Origin of the sequence: Streptomyces katrae (genome assembly GCF_002028425.1) — a bacterium.
GTDB classification, from domain to species: domain Bacteria; phylum Actinomycetota; class Actinomycetes; order Streptomycetales; family Streptomycetaceae; genus Streptomyces; species Streptomyces katrae_A.
This window is the reverse complement of record NZ_CP020042.1, coordinates 984,111-1,001,865: the sequence shown is the minus strand read 5'-3', so window position 1 is coordinate 1,001,865 and position 17,755 is coordinate 984,111. Positions and strand designations below refer to the sequence as shown.

15 protein-coding genes are annotated in these 17,755 nt (G+C 73.9%); 7 read left to right on the top strand and 8 right to left on the bottom strand.

What is annotated here, in order from left to right:
• Positions 1-210: 210 nt before the first annotated feature.
• Both B4U46_RS04595 and B4U46_RS04590 read right to left on the bottom strand, forming a co-directional pair.
• Positions 211-2,328, bottom strand: coding sequence for a GAF domain-containing SpoIIE family protein phosphatase (locus tag B4U46_RS04595; protein ID WP_079424291.1), 2,118 nt, complete (start codon positions 2,326-2,328; stop codon positions 211-213).
• A gap of 4 nt (positions 2,329-2,332) precedes the next feature.
• Complete coding sequence (locus tag B4U46_RS04590; protein WP_237293276.1) at positions 2,333-3,745, bottom strand: MFS transporter; 1,413 nt, start codon at positions 3,743-3,745, stop codon at positions 2,333-2,335.
• A 215-nt stretch (positions 3,746-3,960) separates the two neighbouring features.
• Between B4U46_RS04590 and B4U46_RS04585 the strand changes: the two genes are divergently transcribed.
• Both B4U46_RS04585 and B4U46_RS04580 read left to right on the top strand, forming a co-directional pair.
• Positions 3,961-4,872 (top strand): LysR family transcriptional regulator, encoded by a 912-nt coding sequence (locus B4U46_RS04585; protein ID WP_079424288.1) that lies wholly within the window; start codon positions 3,961-3,963, stop codon positions 4,870-4,872.
• A gap of 116 nt (positions 4,873-4,988) precedes the next feature.
• Positions 4,989-5,717: a class I SAM-dependent methyltransferase gene (locus tag B4U46_RS04580; RefSeq protein WP_079424287.1), complete on the top strand. Its 729-nt coding sequence runs from the start codon at positions 4,989-4,991 to the stop codon at positions 5,715-5,717.
• Between the two features lie 91 nt (positions 5,718-5,808).
• Here the strand turns inward: B4U46_RS04580 and B4U46_RS04575 are convergent, their stop codons facing one another.
• Entirely contained in the window at positions 5,809-6,720 is a 912-nt protein-coding gene (locus tag B4U46_RS04575; protein ID WP_079424285.1) for an alpha/beta hydrolase fold domain-containing protein, read from the bottom strand.
• A gap of 229 nt (positions 6,721-6,949) precedes the next feature.
• On the opposite strand from B4U46_RS04575, the gene tdh reads away from it, so the two are divergent.
• The 3 genes from tdh (at position 6,950) to B4U46_RS04560 (ending at position 10,346) form a co-directional block, all read left to right on the top strand.
• The gene (tdh, locus tag B4U46_RS04570) at positions 6,950-7,978 is read left to right on the top strand and encodes an L-threonine 3-dehydrogenase (protein WP_079424284.1); all 1,029 of its coding nucleotides are present in this window, start codon (positions 6,950-6,952) and stop codon (positions 7,976-7,978) included.
• Between the two features lie 232 nt (positions 7,979-8,210).
• Positions 8,211-9,419: a glycine C-acetyltransferase gene (locus B4U46_RS04565; RefSeq protein WP_079424282.1), complete on the top strand. Its 1,209-nt coding sequence runs from the start codon at positions 8,211-8,213 to the stop codon at positions 9,417-9,419.
• Positions 9,420-9,431: 12 nt separating this feature from the next.
• The gene (locus tag B4U46_RS04560) at positions 9,432-10,346 is read left to right on the top strand and encodes a LysR family transcriptional regulator (protein WP_079424280.1); all 915 of its coding nucleotides are present in this window, start codon (positions 9,432-9,434) and stop codon (positions 10,344-10,346) included.
• Between the two features lie 2,012 nt (positions 10,347-12,358).
• Here B4U46_RS04560 and B4U46_RS04555 read toward each other — a convergent pair.
• From B4U46_RS04555 to B4U46_RS04540, 4 genes are all read right to left on the bottom strand, one after another.
• The gene (locus B4U46_RS04555; protein WP_079431564.1) at positions 12,359-12,616 is read right to left on the bottom strand and encodes a DUF1330 domain-containing protein; all 258 of its coding nucleotides are present in this window, start codon (positions 12,614-12,616) and stop codon (positions 12,359-12,361) included.
• 30 nt (positions 12,617-12,646) lie between these two features.
• The gene (locus tag B4U46_RS04550; RefSeq protein WP_079431563.1) at positions 12,647-14,092 is read right to left on the bottom strand and encodes an MFS transporter; all 1,446 of its coding nucleotides are present in this window, start codon (positions 14,090-14,092) and stop codon (positions 12,647-12,649) included.
• A 26-nt stretch (positions 14,093-14,118) separates the two neighbouring features.
• Entirely contained in the window at positions 14,119-14,577 is a 459-nt protein-coding gene (locus B4U46_RS04545) for a MarR family winged helix-turn-helix transcriptional regulator (RefSeq protein WP_237292627.1), read from the bottom strand.
• A 71-nt stretch (positions 14,578-14,648) separates the two neighbouring features.
• Positions 14,649-15,428, bottom strand: a complete 780-nt coding sequence (locus tag B4U46_RS04540; protein WP_079424276.1) for a DeoR/GlpR family DNA-binding transcription regulator — start codon at positions 15,426-15,428, stop codon at positions 14,649-14,651.
• Positions 15,429-15,642: 214 nt separating this feature from the next.
• Between B4U46_RS04540 and B4U46_RS04535 the strand changes: the two genes are divergently transcribed.
• Both B4U46_RS04535 and B4U46_RS04530 read left to right on the top strand, forming a co-directional pair.
• Positions 15,643-16,545 (top strand): SIS domain-containing protein, encoded by a 903-nt coding sequence (locus tag B4U46_RS04535; RefSeq protein WP_079424274.1) that lies wholly within the window; start codon positions 15,643-15,645, stop codon positions 16,543-16,545.
• Positions 16,542-17,378, top strand: coding sequence for a class II fructose-bisphosphate aldolase (locus tag B4U46_RS04530; RefSeq protein WP_079424272.1), 837 nt, complete (start codon positions 16,542-16,544; stop codon positions 17,376-17,378). The genes B4U46_RS04535 and B4U46_RS04530 overlap by 4 nt, the downstream gene beginning before the upstream one ends.
• Positions 17,379-17,440: 62 nt before the next feature.
• Here B4U46_RS04530 and B4U46_RS37255 read toward each other — a convergent pair whose 3' ends face one another.
• Positions 17,441-17,746 carry a hypothetical protein gene (locus tag B4U46_RS37255; RefSeq protein WP_159402071.1) on the bottom strand — a complete coding sequence of 102 codons (306 nt, stop codon included), beginning with the start codon at positions 17,744-17,746 and terminating at the stop codon, positions 17,441-17,443.
• Positions 17,747-17,755: the final 9 nt, after the last annotated feature.

Genomic DNA, 17,755 nt, shown 5'->3' with positions numbered 1-17,755 from the left:
GGTGGTGGGCACTTCCGTTGGTGTGGCTCCCGGGCCGTTATGGAAGCTCGACGACATCCGCAGGTCAAGAGCTGTCCATGTACGGATTCCATCGTGCGGGGCAAGCCCGACACGCCGTTCCAGGCGTTAAGGGCGCGTAAACACCGGCCCGGCGCGGGGTGCGGGAACCGCACGGAGATCCGGATGAATTTCCTTCCGCTTTGCTCTGCGTCAGACCAGGGACGCCAGAAGAAGGGCGATGTCGTCCGGGCGGTCGGCCGCCCCGTCCGCCTCCGCGACCAGCCGGTCGGCGGTCTCCGTCAACGGCCCCGGACGGGCCCCGGCCAAGGCGGACCGCAACCGCTCCACGCCCTCGTCGATGTCCGTGCCCGGCACCTCCACCAGCCCGTCGGTGTACAGGGCCAGCACCGCACCCGGCTCCAGCAGCAGTTCCGTTTCCGGGTAGCCGGCCCCCGGGTCGACGCCGAGGACCACCCCGCCCGCCAGGTCCAGCACCTCGGCCCGGCCGTCCGGGTGGCGCAGCAGCGGCTGCGGATGCCCCGCCCGGGCGGCCACGGCGCGCCCCGACTCCGGGTCGAGCAGGACGTAGCAGCAGCTGGCGAACTGCCCCGGGTCCAGGTCGATCAGCAGCCGGTTGGTGCCCCGCACCACCTGCTCCGGGGTGCTGCCGCTGATCGTGAACGCCCGTACGGCACTGCGCAGCTGGCCCATCGTCGCGGCCGCCGCCACCCCGTGGCCCTGGACGTCCCCGATGACCAGCGCCAGCCGGCCCGAAGCCGCCTCGATGACGTCGTACCAGTCGCCGCCCACGTCCATCCCCGCCGTACCCGGCAGGTACCGGCCCACCGTCGCCACCCGGCCCGTCACCGGCAGCCGGTGCGGCAGCAGCGCCGCCTGGAGCCCCCGGGCCAGCGCCGCCTCGTTCTCGTAGCGCCGCGCCCGGGCCAGGGCCTGCGCGATCAGCCCGGCCAGCGCGGTGAGCACCGTACGCTCCTCCGGACTGAACCCGCGCGGCGCGTCGAACCCGAGGATGCACGAGCCCACCGGGCGGCCCGAGGCGATCAGCGGCAGGAACGCGCGGGCGCCGACGTCCGCGTCGAGCGGGATCCCCGGATAGGCCGACGCCAGGTGCTGCATCGACTCGAAGAACAGCGGCCGCCCCGAGGTCAGCGTCTCCACACCCGGCAGCCGCACGTCCAGCGAGACCCCGTCGAACCGGTCCAGGAACCCCTTGGGGAAACCGGTCTCCCAGGCGAGGTGCAGGTGCCGCTCGTCCAGCAGGTAGATCGCCAGCTGCCGGCCCCCGAACGCGGGCAGCAGCTCCTCGGTGACCACCGCCGACACCTGGCGGGCCGTCATCGCCTCGGTCAGCGCGATCGCCAGGGCCACCGGCCGGTACAGGGCCGAGGCCCGCGCGGCCGGAGCCCCGGGCCCGGGTCCGGGCCGGGCCGCCGCACCGGGCGCGTACACGGGCCGCTCGGCCGCCTCCAGGACCACCGTCACCCCCGACGGCCCCGGGTACAGGCCCACCGACAGCGCCGGCGGATCCGCGTCCGCCCCGCCCCGGGCGTCGAAGAACACCGGCTCGCCGGAGAGGAACGCCCCCCGGAAGTGGTCCTCGTACGCCGGGTACTCCAGCCACGGCAGCGCCTCCCACAGCCCCCGCCCCACCAGCCGCCCCGCGGGCAGCCCGAGCAGCTCCCCGGCGGCGGCGGTGGCGAACCCGACGACCCCCTGCCGGTCCACCGACAGCACCCCCTGCGCCAGCCGCTCCACGGCCTCCGCGGAGCCCCCGCCCGGCACGGGCCACGGCACGCACACCGGGTCCCCCTCCCAGCGCACCGGATCCCCGGCCGCCGCCAGCCCCGCCAGCTCCCGCCCCAGCCCCGTGGCGGCCTCCCGCATCAGCCGCCGCTCCCCGGCGTCCACCGCGGCCGCCGCCGGACGCACCACCAGCAGCACCCCGAACCGCTCCGGCCCGGCCCCCACCGGCTCGTACAGCGACCCGAACGGGAACGGCAGCCCCGCCATCAGCTGCGGGAACCGGCGCACCGCCGACTCCCCGTCGGGCAGGTGCACGGCCTGCCCGCTGCGGAAGGCCTCCGCCACCGGGTACGGGCGGTTCACCTGGATCCGCCACCAGGGCCGGAACAACGGCCCCGGCAGACCCGTCACCGCGGCCATCCGCAGCAGCCCCCCGGTCCCCGAGCGCAGGTAGACCCCGCCCGCGTAGCCGCCGAGGGCCCGCACGGCATCCACCGTCGCCCGCGCGAGCACCCGGCCCGCGGCGTCGGACGCCGGGCCGCCGCCGCCCGGTCTCGCCGTCATAGGGTCAGCATGCTCCCCCGCCCCCGGCCGCTGCACTCCGGCGCTCCCCGGAGCCGCGGAAGCCGAACACCACCGCCGCCGAGGCCGCCAGCAGCACCGCCGCCACCGTGCGCAGCGCCACCCCCATGGCATCCGTGAAGGCACCCGCCTGCACGGGGTCCACCGCCGGGTTCCCGTGGAACCGCGAGGCCAGCACGGTGCCGACCACCGCCACGCCCAGCGCCGCACCGATCTCCCGGGCCGCCGTGTTCAGCCCCGACCCCAGCCCCGCCTGGTGCTGCGGCAGCGACGAGACCACCGTCACCGTCAGCGAGGGGGCGCACAGCCCCGTCCCCACGGACAGCACCAGCAGGTAGCAGGCGTACACCGCGTACGGCGTCCCGGCGTCGACGGTGGACACCAGCAGCAGGCCCCCCGCGATCAGCCCGAGCCCGAGGCCCACCGGCAGCCGGGGTCCGGTCCGCTGCTGCAGCCGGGCGCCGAAGCGCGGCACCAGCGCCATGCCGACCGTCAGCGGGACGATCGCGAAACCGGTCTGGGCGGGCGAGAACCCCTTCGCGTACTGCAGGTACTGGGCGTTGACGAAGAACAGCGAGAACAGCCCGAAGAACGCCGCACCGATGCCCAGCGCCCCGGCGCGCAGCCGGCGCGAGGCGAAGATCCGGGGGTCCAGCAGCGGGCGTGCGGCGCGCAGCGCGTAGCCGGTGAACGCGGCCAGCAGCGCCGCACCGGCCGCGAAGGCGGTCAGGACCTGGGCCGAGGACCAGCCGTACGAGGGCCCCTCGATGATCCCGTAGACCACGGCGAACAGCGCCCCCGCCAGGATCAGCGCCCCCAGCGGGTCGACGGCCGCGTCGGGACGCGACGGCGTGCGCGGCACCGCACGGGCCACCGCGACGGCGAGCAGCGCGGCCAGCGGCACGACCGCCCAGAACAGCGCCCGCCAGGTGAGGAATTCCCCGGCCAGGCCCCCGCCGACGTTGCCCGCCAGGCCCCCGAGGCCGGCGGAGAGCGTCCAGGTGGCCAGCGCCTGCGGGCGCCGCTCGGGCGGGGTCAGGTGGATCAGCACGGACATCGTGGCGGGCATGATCAGGGCGGCCCCCGCCCCGCACAGCCCGCGCCCGGCGATCAGCACCGCCGGATCCCGCGCGAGCGCGCTCAGCGCCCCGCCCGCCGCGAACAGCCCGAGACCGGCGAGCAGCGCGCCCTTGCGGCCGTAGCGGTCGCCCAGGGCGCCGGCCGGGATCAGCAGGGCGGCGAAGACGATCACGTACGCGTCGACCGCCCACAGCAGCTGCCCCGGGCCCGGGTGCAGCGTGGAGGCGGCCAGCTGAGGGATCAGCAGGTTGACCGCGGCGACCATGCCCTGCGCGACGAGCACGCAGGCGCACAGGACGAGCAGGGCGGCACGGGACAGCCCCGGGGCCGCCGCGGGGGCGGTGGTGGCGGCGGTGGCGCCGGCGGTACCGCCGGGTGCGGACGCGGCCGGTGTACGGGCATGGCGGAGCACGGCTCCTCCTCGGAGTCGGTGGACGGTGGTGGTGGTCGGGGAGAGCAACTGGAGATCAACCCCGCGCAACCACCGTAGAGTTGGACCGACCTGCTTTCCAGTGCAACTTCCGCAAGGGATCAATGCGCGTGACGCAATCCAGACCGGCCGGGCTGGACCTGAACCTGCTCCTCGCCCTCGACGTCCTGCTCGAGGAGTCCAGCGTCTCCGGAGCCGCCGCCCGCCTCCACCTCTCCGAACCCGCCATGAGCCGCACCCTCGGCCGGATCCGCAAGGCCCTCGGCGACCCCGTGCTCGTCCGCGCCGGCCGCACCATGGTCCCCACCCCCCACGCCCTCTCCCTCCAGGGCGAGGTCCGCTCCGTCGTCGAACGGGCCCGGGCACTCTTCCTCACCGGCGGCGAGGTCGACCTCAGGACCCTGGAACGCAGCTTCACCGTCCTGGCCCACGACTCCTTCGCCGCCTCCTACGGCGCCACCCTCTTCCAGCGGATGGCCGACGAAGCACCCGGCGTCAGACTCCGGTTCCTCTCGGAGAGCCACGTCGACGTGCCCGCCCTGCGCGAAGGCGTCGCGGACCTGGAACTCGGCGTCATCGACAGCCGTTCACCCGAAGTACGCGTCGAGCACCTCTTCGACGAGCGGATGCTCGGCGTCGTCCGCCCCGGACACCCGCTCCTGCGCGGCCCCCTCACCGCCCGCCGGTTCGCCGCCGGGGAGCACCTGATCGTCTCGCGGCGCGGCAGGCTGGAAGGGCCCGTGGACACCGCCCTCGCCCAACGCGGCCTGTCCCGAAGGGTCGTGGGCAGCATCGGCTCCTACCCCGCCTCGCTGTTCGTCCTGCGCGAGACCGACCTGATCGGCCTCATCGCCACCCGGACCGCCCCCCAGGCCGAAGCGCTCGGACTGGTCACCTTCGAAGTCCCCCTGGAGCTCCCCACGCTCCCCTTCGGCCTCGCCTGGCACCCCCGCCACGACGCCGACCCCGCGCACGCCTGGCTGCGCGCCTGCGCCCGCGAACTCGTGGCCGGCTGACCGGACACCGCCCCGGCCCCGCACGCCCCGCGCACTGGCCCGAACGCCTCCCCCGTACGGGGGACGCACCGGCCCCGCCCGCCTCCCCCGCACCCCCGCCGGGGAGGCATGGCGGCATGCAAGACGACACCTCCACCCACCCCGCGCCCCGGGCCGCCTTCACCGCGGCCGACGCCTACACCCTCCGCACCGCCCTCGACGCCCTCGGCGGGGTACGCGACCTCGACACCCTCGACGTCGCCTGCGGACACGGCGGAACCGCCGCACTCCTCGCCCGCGGCGGCGCCCGCCGGACCGTCGGCGTCGACAACTGCCCCGACCGCGTCCGCCGGGCCCGCGAGCGCCAGAGCGGCGGCCGGGACGGCCACACGGCCGCCGTCGAGTACGTCGTCGCCGACGCCGCCGAGATGCCCCAGCTCGGCCGGTTCCACCTGGTCACCGCCGTCTACCCGTTCAGCCACGCCCCCGACCGGGCCGCCCTGCACGCCATGTTCCGCGGCATCCGCGCCAACATGCGCCCCGGCGGCAGGCTGCTCTCCCTCGTCCGCAACCCCGGCGCCTACCCGCGCGTCGACTGGTCCCCGTACGGCATGCGCATCCTCGACCGGGTACCCGACGGAGACGCACCCCTGCTCAAGGCCCAGTTCCTGACCGACCCCCCGCTCCACTTCGAGTACCGCGAGTGGGCGCACGCCGACTTCGCCGAGGCCGCCGTCGACGCCGGCTTCACCACCGTCGCCTGGCAGCCCAGCCGCACTCCGCCCGCCGACGCCGCGCGCGACGAGGCCTACTGGACGGCCTACCGCGCCGCGCCCGTCAGCTCCCTGATGACCTGCACCGCATAGGGGTGTCCGCCATGCACCGCCCGCCCCGCGCCCTCCGGGCGGACGGCGCCCCGTCGCGGACACCCCCCGGGGAACGGCACACGGCCCGGGATCACTCCTCGTCGGCCGTCGCCCGCACCAGCTCCACGATCCGGTCCCGGGCCGCCCGCCCCTCCGGGACCGGCAGCAGCGGATACCCGTGCGGCATGCCCGGCTCCTCGTGCCACTCCACCTCCGCACCCGCCGCCCGCGCCCGGCGCAGCAGCTCCCGGCTGTCCGTGCTCAGCACGTCCCGGGTCCCGGTGAACACCGTCAGCGGCGCCAGCCCCGCGAACGACCCGTGCAGCGGGCTCACCCGCGGATCGTCCGCCGTCAGCGTCCCCGCGTACAGCCGCCCCGCCTCCGCCAGCCCCGGCCGCGCCAGTACCGGATCCGCCGGCTCGATCTCCGCCTGGCCCGGATGGCTCATGCTCACGTCCAGCCACGGCGAGATCAGCACGATCCGCGACGGCTGCGCCCCGGTCCGCTCCCGCAGCCGCTGCGCCGCCGCCAGCGCCATCCCGGCCCCGGCCGAGTCCCCGAGCAGCACCGTCCCACCCGCGCCGCCGCTCTCGATCAGACCGCTCAGCAGGTCCGCGGCCACCGGCACGGTCCGGTCCGCCGTCCCGCGCGGAGCCAGCACGTACGCCGGCACCACCACCCGGGCGCGGGCCCGCGTCACCAGGGTCCGGATCAGCGACCAGTGCGGCCGCACCAGCTCGTTGATGAACGCCCCGCCGTGCACGTACAGCACCCGCGCCACGGGCTCCTGCCCGAGCGGGGAGACGTCGTACACCGGCCAGGCGCCGACGAAGGTGCGCGACACCTCGGCGACCCGCCCCAGCGAACGCGGCGGAAGGTGCGAGGCGGGCCTGCGGGCCGCCTGCGCCACCGTCGCCCGTACCGCCTCCGCGGTGGCGAACCGTCTTCGCCGCCCCGTCGCGACCAGTGCGGCCGACAACGCCCTGCTGCGCAGACTCGGCACGCCCCTCACCTCCCCTTTCACCCCGGCCCCGGACCACCGCGGCGGTCCCGGCCCGGGCCCTGCCCCGTTCCAGGGAGGAGCATAGGCGTGAAGCTGCGCTGTCGACCCGCTTAAGAAAGTCTCGATGGACTGATCACCGCACCGATCGGCAGATTGGTGCCCATCACCACGCCACTCGCGCACCAGCGAGCCCGGCAACCCCTCCTTCCGCACGCCTGGAGCCACCCCCATGAAGGCACTCGTCAAGCACAAAGCCGAACCCGGGCTGTGGCTCATGGACGTCCCCGAGCCCGAGTACGGCCCCGGTGACGTGCTGATCAAGGTGCTGCGCACCGGAATCTGCGGGACCGACCTGCACATCCGCGCCTGGGACGGCTGGGCGCAGGGCGCGGTCAAGACCCCCCTCGTCCTCGGCCACGAGTTCGTCGGCGAGGTCGCCGCCCTCGGCGCCGACGTCCGCGACATCGAGGTCGGCGCCCTGGTCAGCGGTGAGGGCCACCTGGTCTGCGGCAAGTGCCGCAACTGCCTGGCCGGCCGCCGCCACCTGTGCCGCTCCACCATCGGGCTCGGCGTCGGACGCGACGGGGCCTTCGCCGAGTACGTGGTCCTGCCCGCGCAGAACGTCTGGGTGCACCGCACTCCGGTCGACCTCGACGTGGCCGCCATCTTCGACCCGTTCGGCAACGCCGTGCACACCGCGCTGTCCTTCCCGCTGGTCGGCGAGGACGTGCTGATCACCGGCGCGGGCCCGATCGGCATCATGGCGGCCGCCGTCGCCAAGCACGCCGGCGCGCGCAACGTGGTCATCACCGACGTCAGCCCCGAGCGCCTGGAGATCGCCCGCAAGGCGGGCGCCACCCTCGCCGTCAACGTCGCCGAGTCCTCCATCGCCGAGGCGCAGACCCGCCTGGGCCTGCGCGAGGGCTTCGACGTGGGCCTGGAGATGTCCGGCCGCGGCGAGGCGATGCGCGACATGATCGACAACATGACGCACGGCGGCAAGATCGCGATGCTGGGCCTGCCCGCGCAGGAGTTCCCCGTCGACTGGGCCAAGGTCGTCACCTCGATGATCACCATCAAGGGCATCTACGGCCGCGAGATGTTCGAGACCTGGTACGCGATGACCGTGCTGCTGGAGGGCGGGCTCGACCTGACCCCGGTCATCACCGGCCGCTACTCGCACACCGACTTCCAGGCCGCCTTCGACGAGGCCTCCACCGCCCGCAGCGGCAAGATCATCCTGGACTGGACCAAGTAGCCCCACCCCGGCGCCGGGCGGTCCGCACCGCCCGGCCCGGGCCGGGCGTCCCCGCGCCGGGGGCGCCGCACGGCCCGCAGGCCCGTCCGCCGGTACGCGTGTCGCGGCGGCCGAGACCGGGCAACCACAAGACCATCTCCCTCGGGCCGGGCCCCGCACACCCTCCCCCCTCCGCGGGGCCCGGCCCCACCTCCCGTCCGCCGGACGACACACCGCACAAGGAGAACCGACCATGTTCGAGTCCGTCCGCGAGGACCTGCGCGCCACCCTCGCCGAGATCCGCGCCGCCGGCCTGCACAAGCCCGAGCGCGTCATCGGCACCCCGCAGAACGCCGCCGTCGCCGTCACCGCGGGCGGCGCCCCCGGCGAGGTCCTCAACTTCTGCGCCAACAACTACCTCGGCCTCGCCGACCACCCCGAGGTCGTCGCCGCCGCAAAGGACGCCCTCGACCGCTGGGGCTACGGCATGGCCTCGGTCCGCTTCATCTGCGGAACCCAGGAGGTCCACAAGGAGCTCGAGGCCCGCCTGTCGGCCTTCCTCGGCCAGGAGGACACGATCCTCTACTCCTCCTGCTTCGACGCCAACGGCGGCGTCTTCGAGACCCTCCTCGGCGCCGAGGACGCGGTCATCTCCGACGCCCTCAACCACGCCTCCATCATCGACGGCATCCGCCTCTCCAAGGCCCGCCGCTTCCGCTACGCCAACCGCGACATGGCGGACCTGGAAGCCCAGCTCAAGACCGCCACCGAGGGCGGCGCCCGCCGCAAGCTCATCGTCACCGACGGCGTCTTCTCCATGGACGGCTACGTCGCCCCCCTCACCGAGATCTGCGACCTCGCCGACCGCTACGACGCCATGGTCATGGTCGACGACTCCCACGCCGTCGGCTTCGTCGGCCCCGGCGGCCGCGGCACCCCCGAGCTGCACGGCGTCATGGACCGGATCGACATCATCACCGGCACCCTCGGCAAGGCCCTCGGCGGCGCCTCCGGCGGCTACGTCGCCGCCCGCGCCGAGATCGTCGAGCTGCTGCGCCAGCGCTCGCGCCCGTACCTCTTCTCCAACTCCCTCGCCCCGGTCATCGCCGCCGCCTCCCTCAAGGTCCTCGACCTCCTGGAGTCCGCCGGTGACCTGCGCGACCAGCTCGCCGCCAACACCAAGCTGTTCCGCACGAAGATGACCGAGGCCGGCTTCGAGATCCTGCCCGGCGACCACGCCATCGCCCCCGTCATGATCGGAGACGCCGCGGAGGCGGCCCGGATGGCGGAGCTGCTCCTGGAGCGCGGCGTGTACGTCATCGGCTTCTCCTACCCCGTCGTGCCGATGGGCCAGGCACGCATCCGCGTCCAGCTCTCCGCGGCCCACTCGACGGCCGACGTGGAGCGCGCGGTGGCCGCCTTCGTGGACGCCCGCGCGGCGCTTTCCGCTGCTCAGGGCTGACATCATGGAGGGGTGATCGACCCCCGCCGGCTGCGCATCCTGCGGGCCGTGGCGGACCACCGTACGGTGACCGCCGCGGCCGCAGCCCTGTACCTCACCCCCTCCGCCGTCTCCCAGCAGCTCGCCGCGCTGGAACAGGAGACCGGCCACACCCTGCTCCACCGCAGCGGCCGCGGGGTACGGCTCACCGCGGCCGGGGAGATCCTCCTCGCCCACGCCCACGAGGTGCTCGCCCAGCTGGAACGCGCCGAGGCGGAACTCGCCGCCTACGCGGGCGGAGCGGCCGGCGAGGTCACGGTCGCGGCCTTCGCGACCGGCATCGCCGAGGTCCTGGCCCCGGCCATAGCCCGTCTCGCGCGGGAGTACCCGGGCATCAGGCTCCGCGTCCGCGACGCCGAGGGCGACCAGAGCCTGCTGCAGCTGCTCGACGGGGAGGCCGACCTGGCCCTGGCGGTCGAGTACCGGGGCGCGCCGGGCGCCGACGACGGCCGCCTGTCGGTGATCCCGCTGTACGCCGAGCCCTTCGACGCGGTCCTGCCGGCAGGACACCCGCTGGCCGACCTCCCCGCCGTCGCCCTGGCGGACCTCTCCGACGCGGAATGGGTGGGCCAGTACCCGGGCAACCCCTGCCACGACGTGACACTGCTGGCCTGCGAACTGGCGGGCTTCCAGCCCCGGTTCGTGCACTCCTCCGACGACTTCCGCGCGGTGACCGCCCTGGTCGGCGCGGGCGCCGGGGTGGCCCTGGTCCCGCGCTCGGCCCTGCGCGGCATGGACCTCAAGGAGGTCCGCGTCCGCCCGGTCACGGGCCCCTCCGCCACCCGCCGCGTCTTCGCCGCCACCCGCCGGGGAGCGGAAACCCACCCCCTGATCGCCCCGGTCCTGGCGGCCCTGTCGCGGGAGGGGGAACGGGTGCCGGGGTGTTAGGCGGGCTTCTGCCCCCTCGAGGCGCCGGGGCGGGCCGGTGATTGCCCACCCGCCTCGCGGCGGGGTGGTGGCGGGACCGTCCGGCGGGGAGGGGCGGCGTGGGGGCGGGGACCACCGGGGCCCTGCCTGAAGCAGCGGCGCGGTGTGGCGGCAGCGACCACCCCGGCGCGGAACCCGACAGCCGGGCGACGGGTGGGGAGGGGCGGGGTTCCCGCTCGGCGGTCTCAGAGAGGGGTTGGGGCTTTCCCGTCAGTCCCACTGTCCTTCCGGTTCGGGCCGCCCTGTCAAGGGCGCTCCCTTCGGTCGCGTCGCTTCGCGATCGCCTGCGGCGACCCTTGACAGGGCGGCCCGCCCCGGAAAGACAAGGACTGCCGGGAAACCCCCAAAAGGACGGCACGGTCGTACCTTGACCATCCGGCTCCCTCAGCGACCAGCCGGGGGGCCGGGGGCCGCCTCGCCAAGCATCCGGGCCGCCAGGATTGCCGTGCGGGGCGGCAATCCGCGACAGATCGCTACGCGCTTCTCATTTCTCAGCGTCCGGCGCCCGTCTGGGGCCGCTGCCCGCAGAAAAGGACGACGGATCCGGCGTCCGGGGCCAGTGGGCGCATCAAATCGCTACGCGCTCCTCGAATTCCGGCGTCCGCGACCCGTCTGGGGCCGCTGCCCGCACCAAAAGCCGACGGAATTGGCATCCGGGGCCGGTGGGCGCGACAAATCGCTACGCGCTCCCCTCTTTTCGGCGTCCGGCGGCCGTCCGGGGTTGCTGCCTGCACGAAATGCCGACGAGAAGGCCATCAGGCGACCCCAGGCGCGTCAGATCGCTACGCGCTCCTCATTTCTCGGCGGCTGATGGCCGTCTTGGGCCGGGATGCTCTGCGGATCGGCTTTTGGTGCCGTCACCAGCCCCAGACGGCCGTCGGACGCCGGAATTCGAGGAGCGCGTAGCGATCTGACGCGCCCGCGAGCCCCGGATGCTGCTCTGTTCGTCATTTGGTGCAGGTATCAGCCCATGGCGGCTGCCGGACGCCGAGAAGAGAGGAGCGCGTAGCGATCTGGGGCGCTTGGCGGCTTCGGATGCCAATTCCGTCGGCTTTTGGTGCGGGCAGCGGCCCCAGGCGGTCGCCGGACGCTGAAGTCAGAGGAGCGCGTAGCGATTTGATGCGCCCGCCAGCCCGGATGACGATCCTGTCGGCCTTCCCTGCGGGCAGCGACCCCAGACAGGCGGCGGACGCTGAGAAATGAGGAGCGCGTAGCGATCTGTCGCGGATTGCGGCCCCGGATGGCAATTCCGTCGGCCCGGATGCTTGGCGAGGCGGCCCCCGACGACCCCGAAGGGTCGCTGAGTCCGTCCCCAACCCTTCTCTGAGACCGTCGAGTGTGGTCCCGCCCTCCCGGGCCCCGGTCGGCGTTTGTGAGGGGTGGATGTATCTCGCCACCAAGGCCGGGTGAACGGGGAGTGCCGGCGGCAGCCCGCGAGCCACTCCACGGTCCGTTCTATGGTCGACCCGTGGCGGCCGAGCCGCTGGGAGGGAGCTCGCCCGGCTTGCCCCTCCTCGGCGGACTCCGGCACCACCGCAGTGGCCAAAGCCCTGGCCTGGCGAATGGAGGCCCGGCCTCACCGTACGAGGATGGTCGCGGTCGCCGCCTGATGCCGCATGGCGTCCGCCTCGTCAAGATACGAAGATGCGCGTCTTTTGACATCAGCCTCGGATCAGCGACTGTTTGGCAAGCCAGTGAACAGCAGCCAGTGAAGAAAGGGCACCCGCCATGAAATGCATTAACTGGACGCGCCGTGTCGCGATGACCGTTGTCTTCGGCGCTTTTGCCACCGGTAGCGTGCTGCTACCGGTGAGCGCATCCGCTGCACCGATCCCGCAGACAGCTACCATGACAGCCACTCAGAATTCATGCCCTTACTGGTCATGGTGCTGTCACTGCCGCCGGATCATCGACAATGGCCCGATACTCATCTCGCATCCGGGATAACAAGACCCTTCCGGTCAGTGACATCGTCAGTCGAGGCCCTCGATGATGCGGAAGTCGCGCTCGACGCCGTCAGCAAGTGCGGCCAGCGCCTCCTGGTGAGCGGCACTCGCATGTGCGGCGACTGCCTGTTCGAAGCTGTCGAACTCGACCAGGATGGTGCGCTCGCCTATTCCGGCGTCGTGTGCGACGACCCGGCTGCCGCGGGAGAGCAGCCGCCCGCCCGCGGCCTTGACGGCTGGACCGGCCAGCTTGTCGTAGGCAGCAAGCCTCTCAGGGTCTGTGATGGTGCGGTCGAAGTCGGACGGCTTCGATCCTCAGCTTCCGGTTCGACTCGACCGGTCCAGGCCCGGCAGGGTTGTGGTCGGACTGGCCTCGGGTGGGCGTCTGCGGGCGAGGGTGAGGCTGGCCATCGTCGTGATCGCCATCGCGGCGACGCCGACCAGCGCCGCGGTCGTGTAGGCGTCGTCGTTCGGGAAGAGGCGGCCCGTGGGGGTGCCGGTGGCCAGGACCAGACCGCCGAGGGCGCTGCCCAGGGAGTACCCGACGCTGCGGACGACGTAGTTGAAGCTCATGGCGCTCGACGTCTCGCTCTTGGGGGTGACGGCCAGGATGACGCCGGGCATGGCGGCCGAGAAGCTGCCGACGCCGAAGCCCAGCACGCCCATGGCCGCGAGCAGTTCGGCCAGGTTGGACCGGGCGGTGGCGAACAGGACGAACCCGCCGCCGACGATGGCGGCGCTGCCGGCCAGGAGCAGCGGGCCGTCGATCCGTTCGCGGACCCGCTGCGTGAGCTTGCCGGCGACGAACCCCAGCACGGAGAACGGGATGAGGACCAGCCCCGCCACGAAGGTGGTCAGGCCGAAGCCGTAGCCGGCGCTGTGCGGCGTCTGCGCGTAGCGGGTGATGAGCGTGAGCAGGAGGTACATGCCGCTCCCGCCGACGAACATGGCGATGTTCGCCCCGGCGACCGCCGGGTGCCGTACCGCCCGGACGTCGACCAGGGGCGTCTTGGTCCGCAGTTCGGAAACGGTCCAGACGCAGAGCAGGAGTACGGCGGCGACGGCAAGGGTCACCGCCACGGCGAGGTGCCGGCTCCACAGGCTCCTCTCGCCGGCCAGGAACAGGACGAGGAGCAGTCCACCCGCCAGGACGAGTGCACCGGCCACGTTCACGTGAGCGGAGCGGCCTTCGGGAGCTGCGGGCACGGAGCGCCACGCGGTCACGAAGGCGGTGGTGGTGACGAGCAGGCCGAGGCCGTAGGCGGCCTGCAGCCCGCCGAACTCGGCGAGCAGCGCGGCCAGCGGGTAGCCGACGCCGGCTCCGATGATCGAGACCACTGAGATCAGGGCGATCGTGGCCGCGCTGCGCTCCTCGGGAAGGTGGTCGCGGGCCACGCCCATCATCAGCGCCGTGAGACCGAGTCCCACGCCTTGGGCCGCTCTGCCCACGAGCAGCCAGGCGAACGGCAGTGGCAGCACGGTGAGCGCACTGCCGACGACGACGATCGCCAGCGTGGCGAGGATCGTGGCCCGCCGGTGCGGACCGGCTCCGAGCCGGCCGAGGACGGGTGTGGCGACGGCGCCGCTCAGCAGGGCGATGGTCAGCGTCCACTGCGCGCTGTCGAGGGAGACGTGGAACGTGGTCGCCACGCTGGTGATGAGCGGTGTCCCGAGGCTGGCGACCGCCGCCACGACCAGGGCGATGAACATCAGGGCGGGGACCAGCAGACGTGCCTCGGAACGTATCAGGGCGGTGCTCATGGGCTGGCCATGACCCTGGGCCGCGGTCACCGGTCCGACTCCTCGCGGGCGTGGCTTTCGAGCTCTGCCAGATGCAGCAGCGCCGGAAGGGCTGCTGCCAAGGCCTCGACCTCGTCACCGGTGAGTTCGTCGATCAACCGCGCGTACGCGTCGATGCCCGCCTGGCGTCGCGTCCGGACGTACGACGCGCCGGCCTCGGTCAGGCACACCAGCGTCACCCGCTTGTCGGAGGGATCGCCCTTCCGCTCGACGAGCCCGGATTCCTCCATCACCCGGACCAGGACGGTCATCGCGGGCTGGGTGACGCCCTCGGCCACCGCCAGATCGGTGATCCGTCGCGGGCCGGTCTTGTCCAGGGTGGCCAAGGTGGCGGCGGATGTCAGGCTCATGTCGCGGGGAAGACGTCTCACGGCCCTGGTGGCCAGAGCGTAGAGGGCTGACCCGATGGCATCGGAAGCGCCGTGCGCGGCGTCTCGGCGGCTCATGCCTGAAGCATAGCGGATTTATATGAAGCCTTTATGTATCTCCCCCGGCGCCTCGCGGGGTCGACGGCCCCCTACACCCGTATCAGCTCGACCCCCGCCCCCTCGAACGCCGCCGCCAGGGGGGCCGTCAGGGCCGTGTCCGTGACCAGGGTGTGGACCGTGGTGGTCGGGCAGATGCGGGCGAAGGCGCGGACGCCCAGCTTCGTGGAGTCCGCCGCGACCACCACGCGCCGCGCGCGGGCGCACAGGAGGCTGTTGACGGCCGCCTCGTCCTCGTGGCGGGTGGCCGCGCCGTCCGCCGGGTCGAAGGCGTCGACGCCGACCACCGCCGTGTCCACGGTGAGCTGACCGAGCGTCTGCTGGGCCAGTGGACCGGTGAGTTCGTACGACTGCGGGCGGGCCACCCCGCCCGTCAGCACGATCTTGAACTGGGGCCGGATCACCAGTTCGCCCGCGATGTTCAGGGCGTTGGTGACCACCGTGAGGGCGGGGGAGCCGCCGGCCAGGTCGGGGCGGGCCGCCAGGGCGCGGGCCACCTCCGTCGTGGTGGTGCCGCCCGTCAGGCCGACCACCTCGCCCGGTGCGATCAGCGCCGCGACGGCCTCGCTGATCCGCCGCTTCTCGGCGGCCCGCCGTGAGGTCCGGTAGCGCAGGGGGAGTTCGTACGACACCCCGTGCGGCACCGCGCCGCCGCGGGTGCGCACCAGCAGCTGCTGCTCGGCGAGCTGGTCGAGGTCGCGGCGGATGGTGGCCGCGGACACGCCGAGCGCCTCGGCGGCGGCCTCCACCTCGAGCCCGTCCCGCTCCACCAGCAGGTCCAGCAGTCTCTGCCAGCGCTCCGTGCGGGTCATGGCGCCCCTCCCGTGTCGTCCCCCGTACCGTGCGGGGCATCCTTCCCCGGCCCCGTCGTTCGACATTAGCCGAGCCGAACACCCTGCCGATGCTTGAAGTTGCGTGAAACGGGCCGCTACCTTGCAGGAACACGCAGCAGCGCCATGCAGTAACAGCACGCAGGAAGCACGCAGGAACCGCCAGGATGACGCATCCAACGCGCAGGGAGCCCGCATGAGTCACGTCGCGTACGAGTTGGCCACGCAGCCCGAGAGCTGGGAACGGGCCGCCGAACTGGCCCCGGCCCACCGGGCGGTGCTGCCGGGCCGGGGGGAGCGTACCGCGATCGTGGGGTGCGGGACCTCGTACTACATGGCCCAGGCCGCCGCCGCCCTGCGCGAGGAGGCCGGGCAGGGGGAGACCGACGCCTTCCCCGCATCGGAGTTCCCCCGTCACCGCCGCTACGACCGGGTGGTGGCCCTGACCCGCTCCGGGACCACCACCGAGGTGCTTGACCTGCTGTCCGGGCTGCGGGAGGCCGGGATCCCGGCCACCGCGGTGGTCGGTGACCCGGACACCCCGGTGGCCACCCTCGCCGACGAGCTGGTCGTGCTGGACTTCGCCGACGAGCGGTCCGTCGTCCAGACCCGCTTCGCCACCACCGCCCTCACCCTCCTGCGGGCCCACGTCGGCGCACACACCCCGGAGGTGGTCGCCGACGGCCGCGCCGCGCTGGCCGCGCCCCTGCCCCCCGGGCTGGAGGCCCGGGGGCAGTTCACCTTCCTCGGGCGGGGCTGGAGCGTGGGCCTGGCCCACGAGGCCGCCCTGAAGATGCGCGAGGCCTCGCTGTCGTGGGCCGAGGCCTACCCGGCGATGGAGTACCGGCACGGCCCGGTCAGCGTCACCGGCCCCGGCTCCGTCACCTGGTCGCTGGGCGGCACCCCGGAAGGAATCGCCGAGCAGGTCCTGGGCACGGGCGCGGAGTGGGTGGACGGCACGCTGGACCCGCTCGCCGAACTGGTCCGGGTGCACCGCCTGGCCGTGGCGGTCGCCGCCGCGCGGCAGCTGGACCCGGACGCGCCCCGCAACCTCACCCGTTCGGTGATCCTCACCGGCGGTGAGGGGGCGGTCCGATGAGCCTCGCCCCCGCAGGGACCCTCGTCACGGAGGCGGCCGCCGCCGGACGGGCCGTCGCGGCTTTCAACGTCATCACCCTGGAGCACGCCGAAGCCGTGGTCGAGGGGGCGGAGCGGGCCGGCCTGCCCGTGATCCTGCAACTCAGCGAGAACGCCGTGAAGTTCCGCGGCGGGGCCCTGCTGCCCATCACCCGGGCCGCCGCGGCGTGCGCCGAGGCCGCCCGGGTGCCCGTCGGGCTGCACCTGGACCACGTCAAGAGCCCCGACCTGCTGCGGCAGGCCGCGGACGCCGGGTACGGCTCCGTGATGTACGACGCCGCGCACCTGCCCTACGCCGAGAACCTCGAGGCCACCCGGTCCGCCGCCGACTGGGCGCACGCGAACGGGCTGTGGATCGAGGCGGAGCTGGGTGAGGTCGGCGGCAAGAACGGCGCCGCGCCCCTGGACCCGCACGCGCCGGGCGCCCGGACCGACCCGGACGAGGCGCGGCGGTTCGTCGCCGACTCCGGGGTGGACGCCCTGGCCGTGGCCATCGGCAGCAGCCACGCCATGACCAGCCGGACCGCCTCCCTCGACCACGCCCTGCTGGCGCGGCTGGCCAAGACGGTGGACGTGCCCCTGGTGCTGCACGGCTCCTCCGGTCTGCCGGACGGGGAGCTCGCGGCGGCGGTCGCCGGCGGGATCCGCAAGGTCAACATCGGCACCGCGCTCAACGTGGCCATGACGGAGGCCATCCGCACCCATCTGACCGGGGCCGACCCCCGCCCCTACCTCACCGCCGCGCGGACGGCGATGGCCGTGACGGCCGAGGCCATGATCGCCGCCCTGAACTGAGGCATCCCCCTGCGGCGCCCGGCTCCGGCCGGGCGCCGCGCTGTGCGCCCCGCCGTGCGCGCCTACCCCCCGACGGCCTTCAGCAGACCCGCGCCCCCCTGGCCGTCACCCCGGGCCAGAGCCTCCAGATCACCGTCGGCGGCGTCGGCAGCTCCGGCACCTCCCGGCACGGCGAGTACGCCCGGCCCGGCGGCCGGGGCCACGGCTCCGGCGGTGGCGGTGCCCACGGAGGCGGCGGCTCCGGCGGCGGGGCCAGCGACGTACGCACGGGCGCCTTCGGCGCGGCCGACCGGGTCCTGGTGGCCGGCGGCGGCGGTGGCGCGGGCAACGGCGGGCCCCTGCTGCACGGCGGCGACGGCGTCCGCCACGAACGTCAC

Excerpts from the sequence above, each read along its gene's own strand:
- B4U46_RS04595 (WP_079424291.1), bottom strand. The coding sequence starts at position 2,328 with ATGACGGCGAGACCGGGCGGCGGCGGCCCGGCGTCCGACGCCGCGGGC.
- tdh (WP_079424284.1), top strand. The coding sequence starts at position 6,950 with ATGAAGGCACTCGTCAAGCACAAAGCCGAACCCGGGCTGTGGCTCATG.
- B4U46_RS04540 (WP_079424276.1), bottom strand. The coding sequence starts at position 15,428 with ATGACCCGCACGGAGCGCTGGCAGAGACTGCTGGACCTGCTGGTGGAG.
- B4U46_RS04550 (WP_079431563.1), bottom strand. The coding sequence starts at position 14,092 with ATGAGCACCGCCCTGATACGTTCCGAGGCACGTCTGCTGGTCCCCGCC.
- B4U46_RS04545 (WP_237292627.1), bottom strand. The coding sequence starts at position 14,577 with ATGAGCCGCCGAGACGCCGCGCACGGCGCTTCCGATGCCATCGGGTCA.
- B4U46_RS04535 (WP_079424274.1), top strand. The coding sequence starts at position 15,643 with ATGAGTCACGTCGCGTACGAGTTGGCCACGCAGCCCGAGAGCTGGGAA.
- B4U46_RS04580 (WP_079424287.1), top strand. The coding sequence starts at position 4,989 with ATGCAAGACGACACCTCCACCCACCCCGCGCCCCGGGCCGCCTTCACC.
- B4U46_RS04585 (WP_079424288.1), top strand. The coding sequence starts at position 3,961 with ATGCGCGTGACGCAATCCAGACCGGCCGGGCTGGACCTGAACCTGCTC.
- B4U46_RS04565 (WP_079424282.1), top strand. The coding sequence starts at position 8,211 with ATGTTCGAGTCCGTCCGCGAGGACCTGCGCGCCACCCTCGCCGAGATC.
- B4U46_RS04530 (WP_079424272.1), top strand. The coding sequence starts at position 16,542 with ATGAGCCTCGCCCCCGCAGGGACCCTCGTCACGGAGGCGGCCGCCGCC.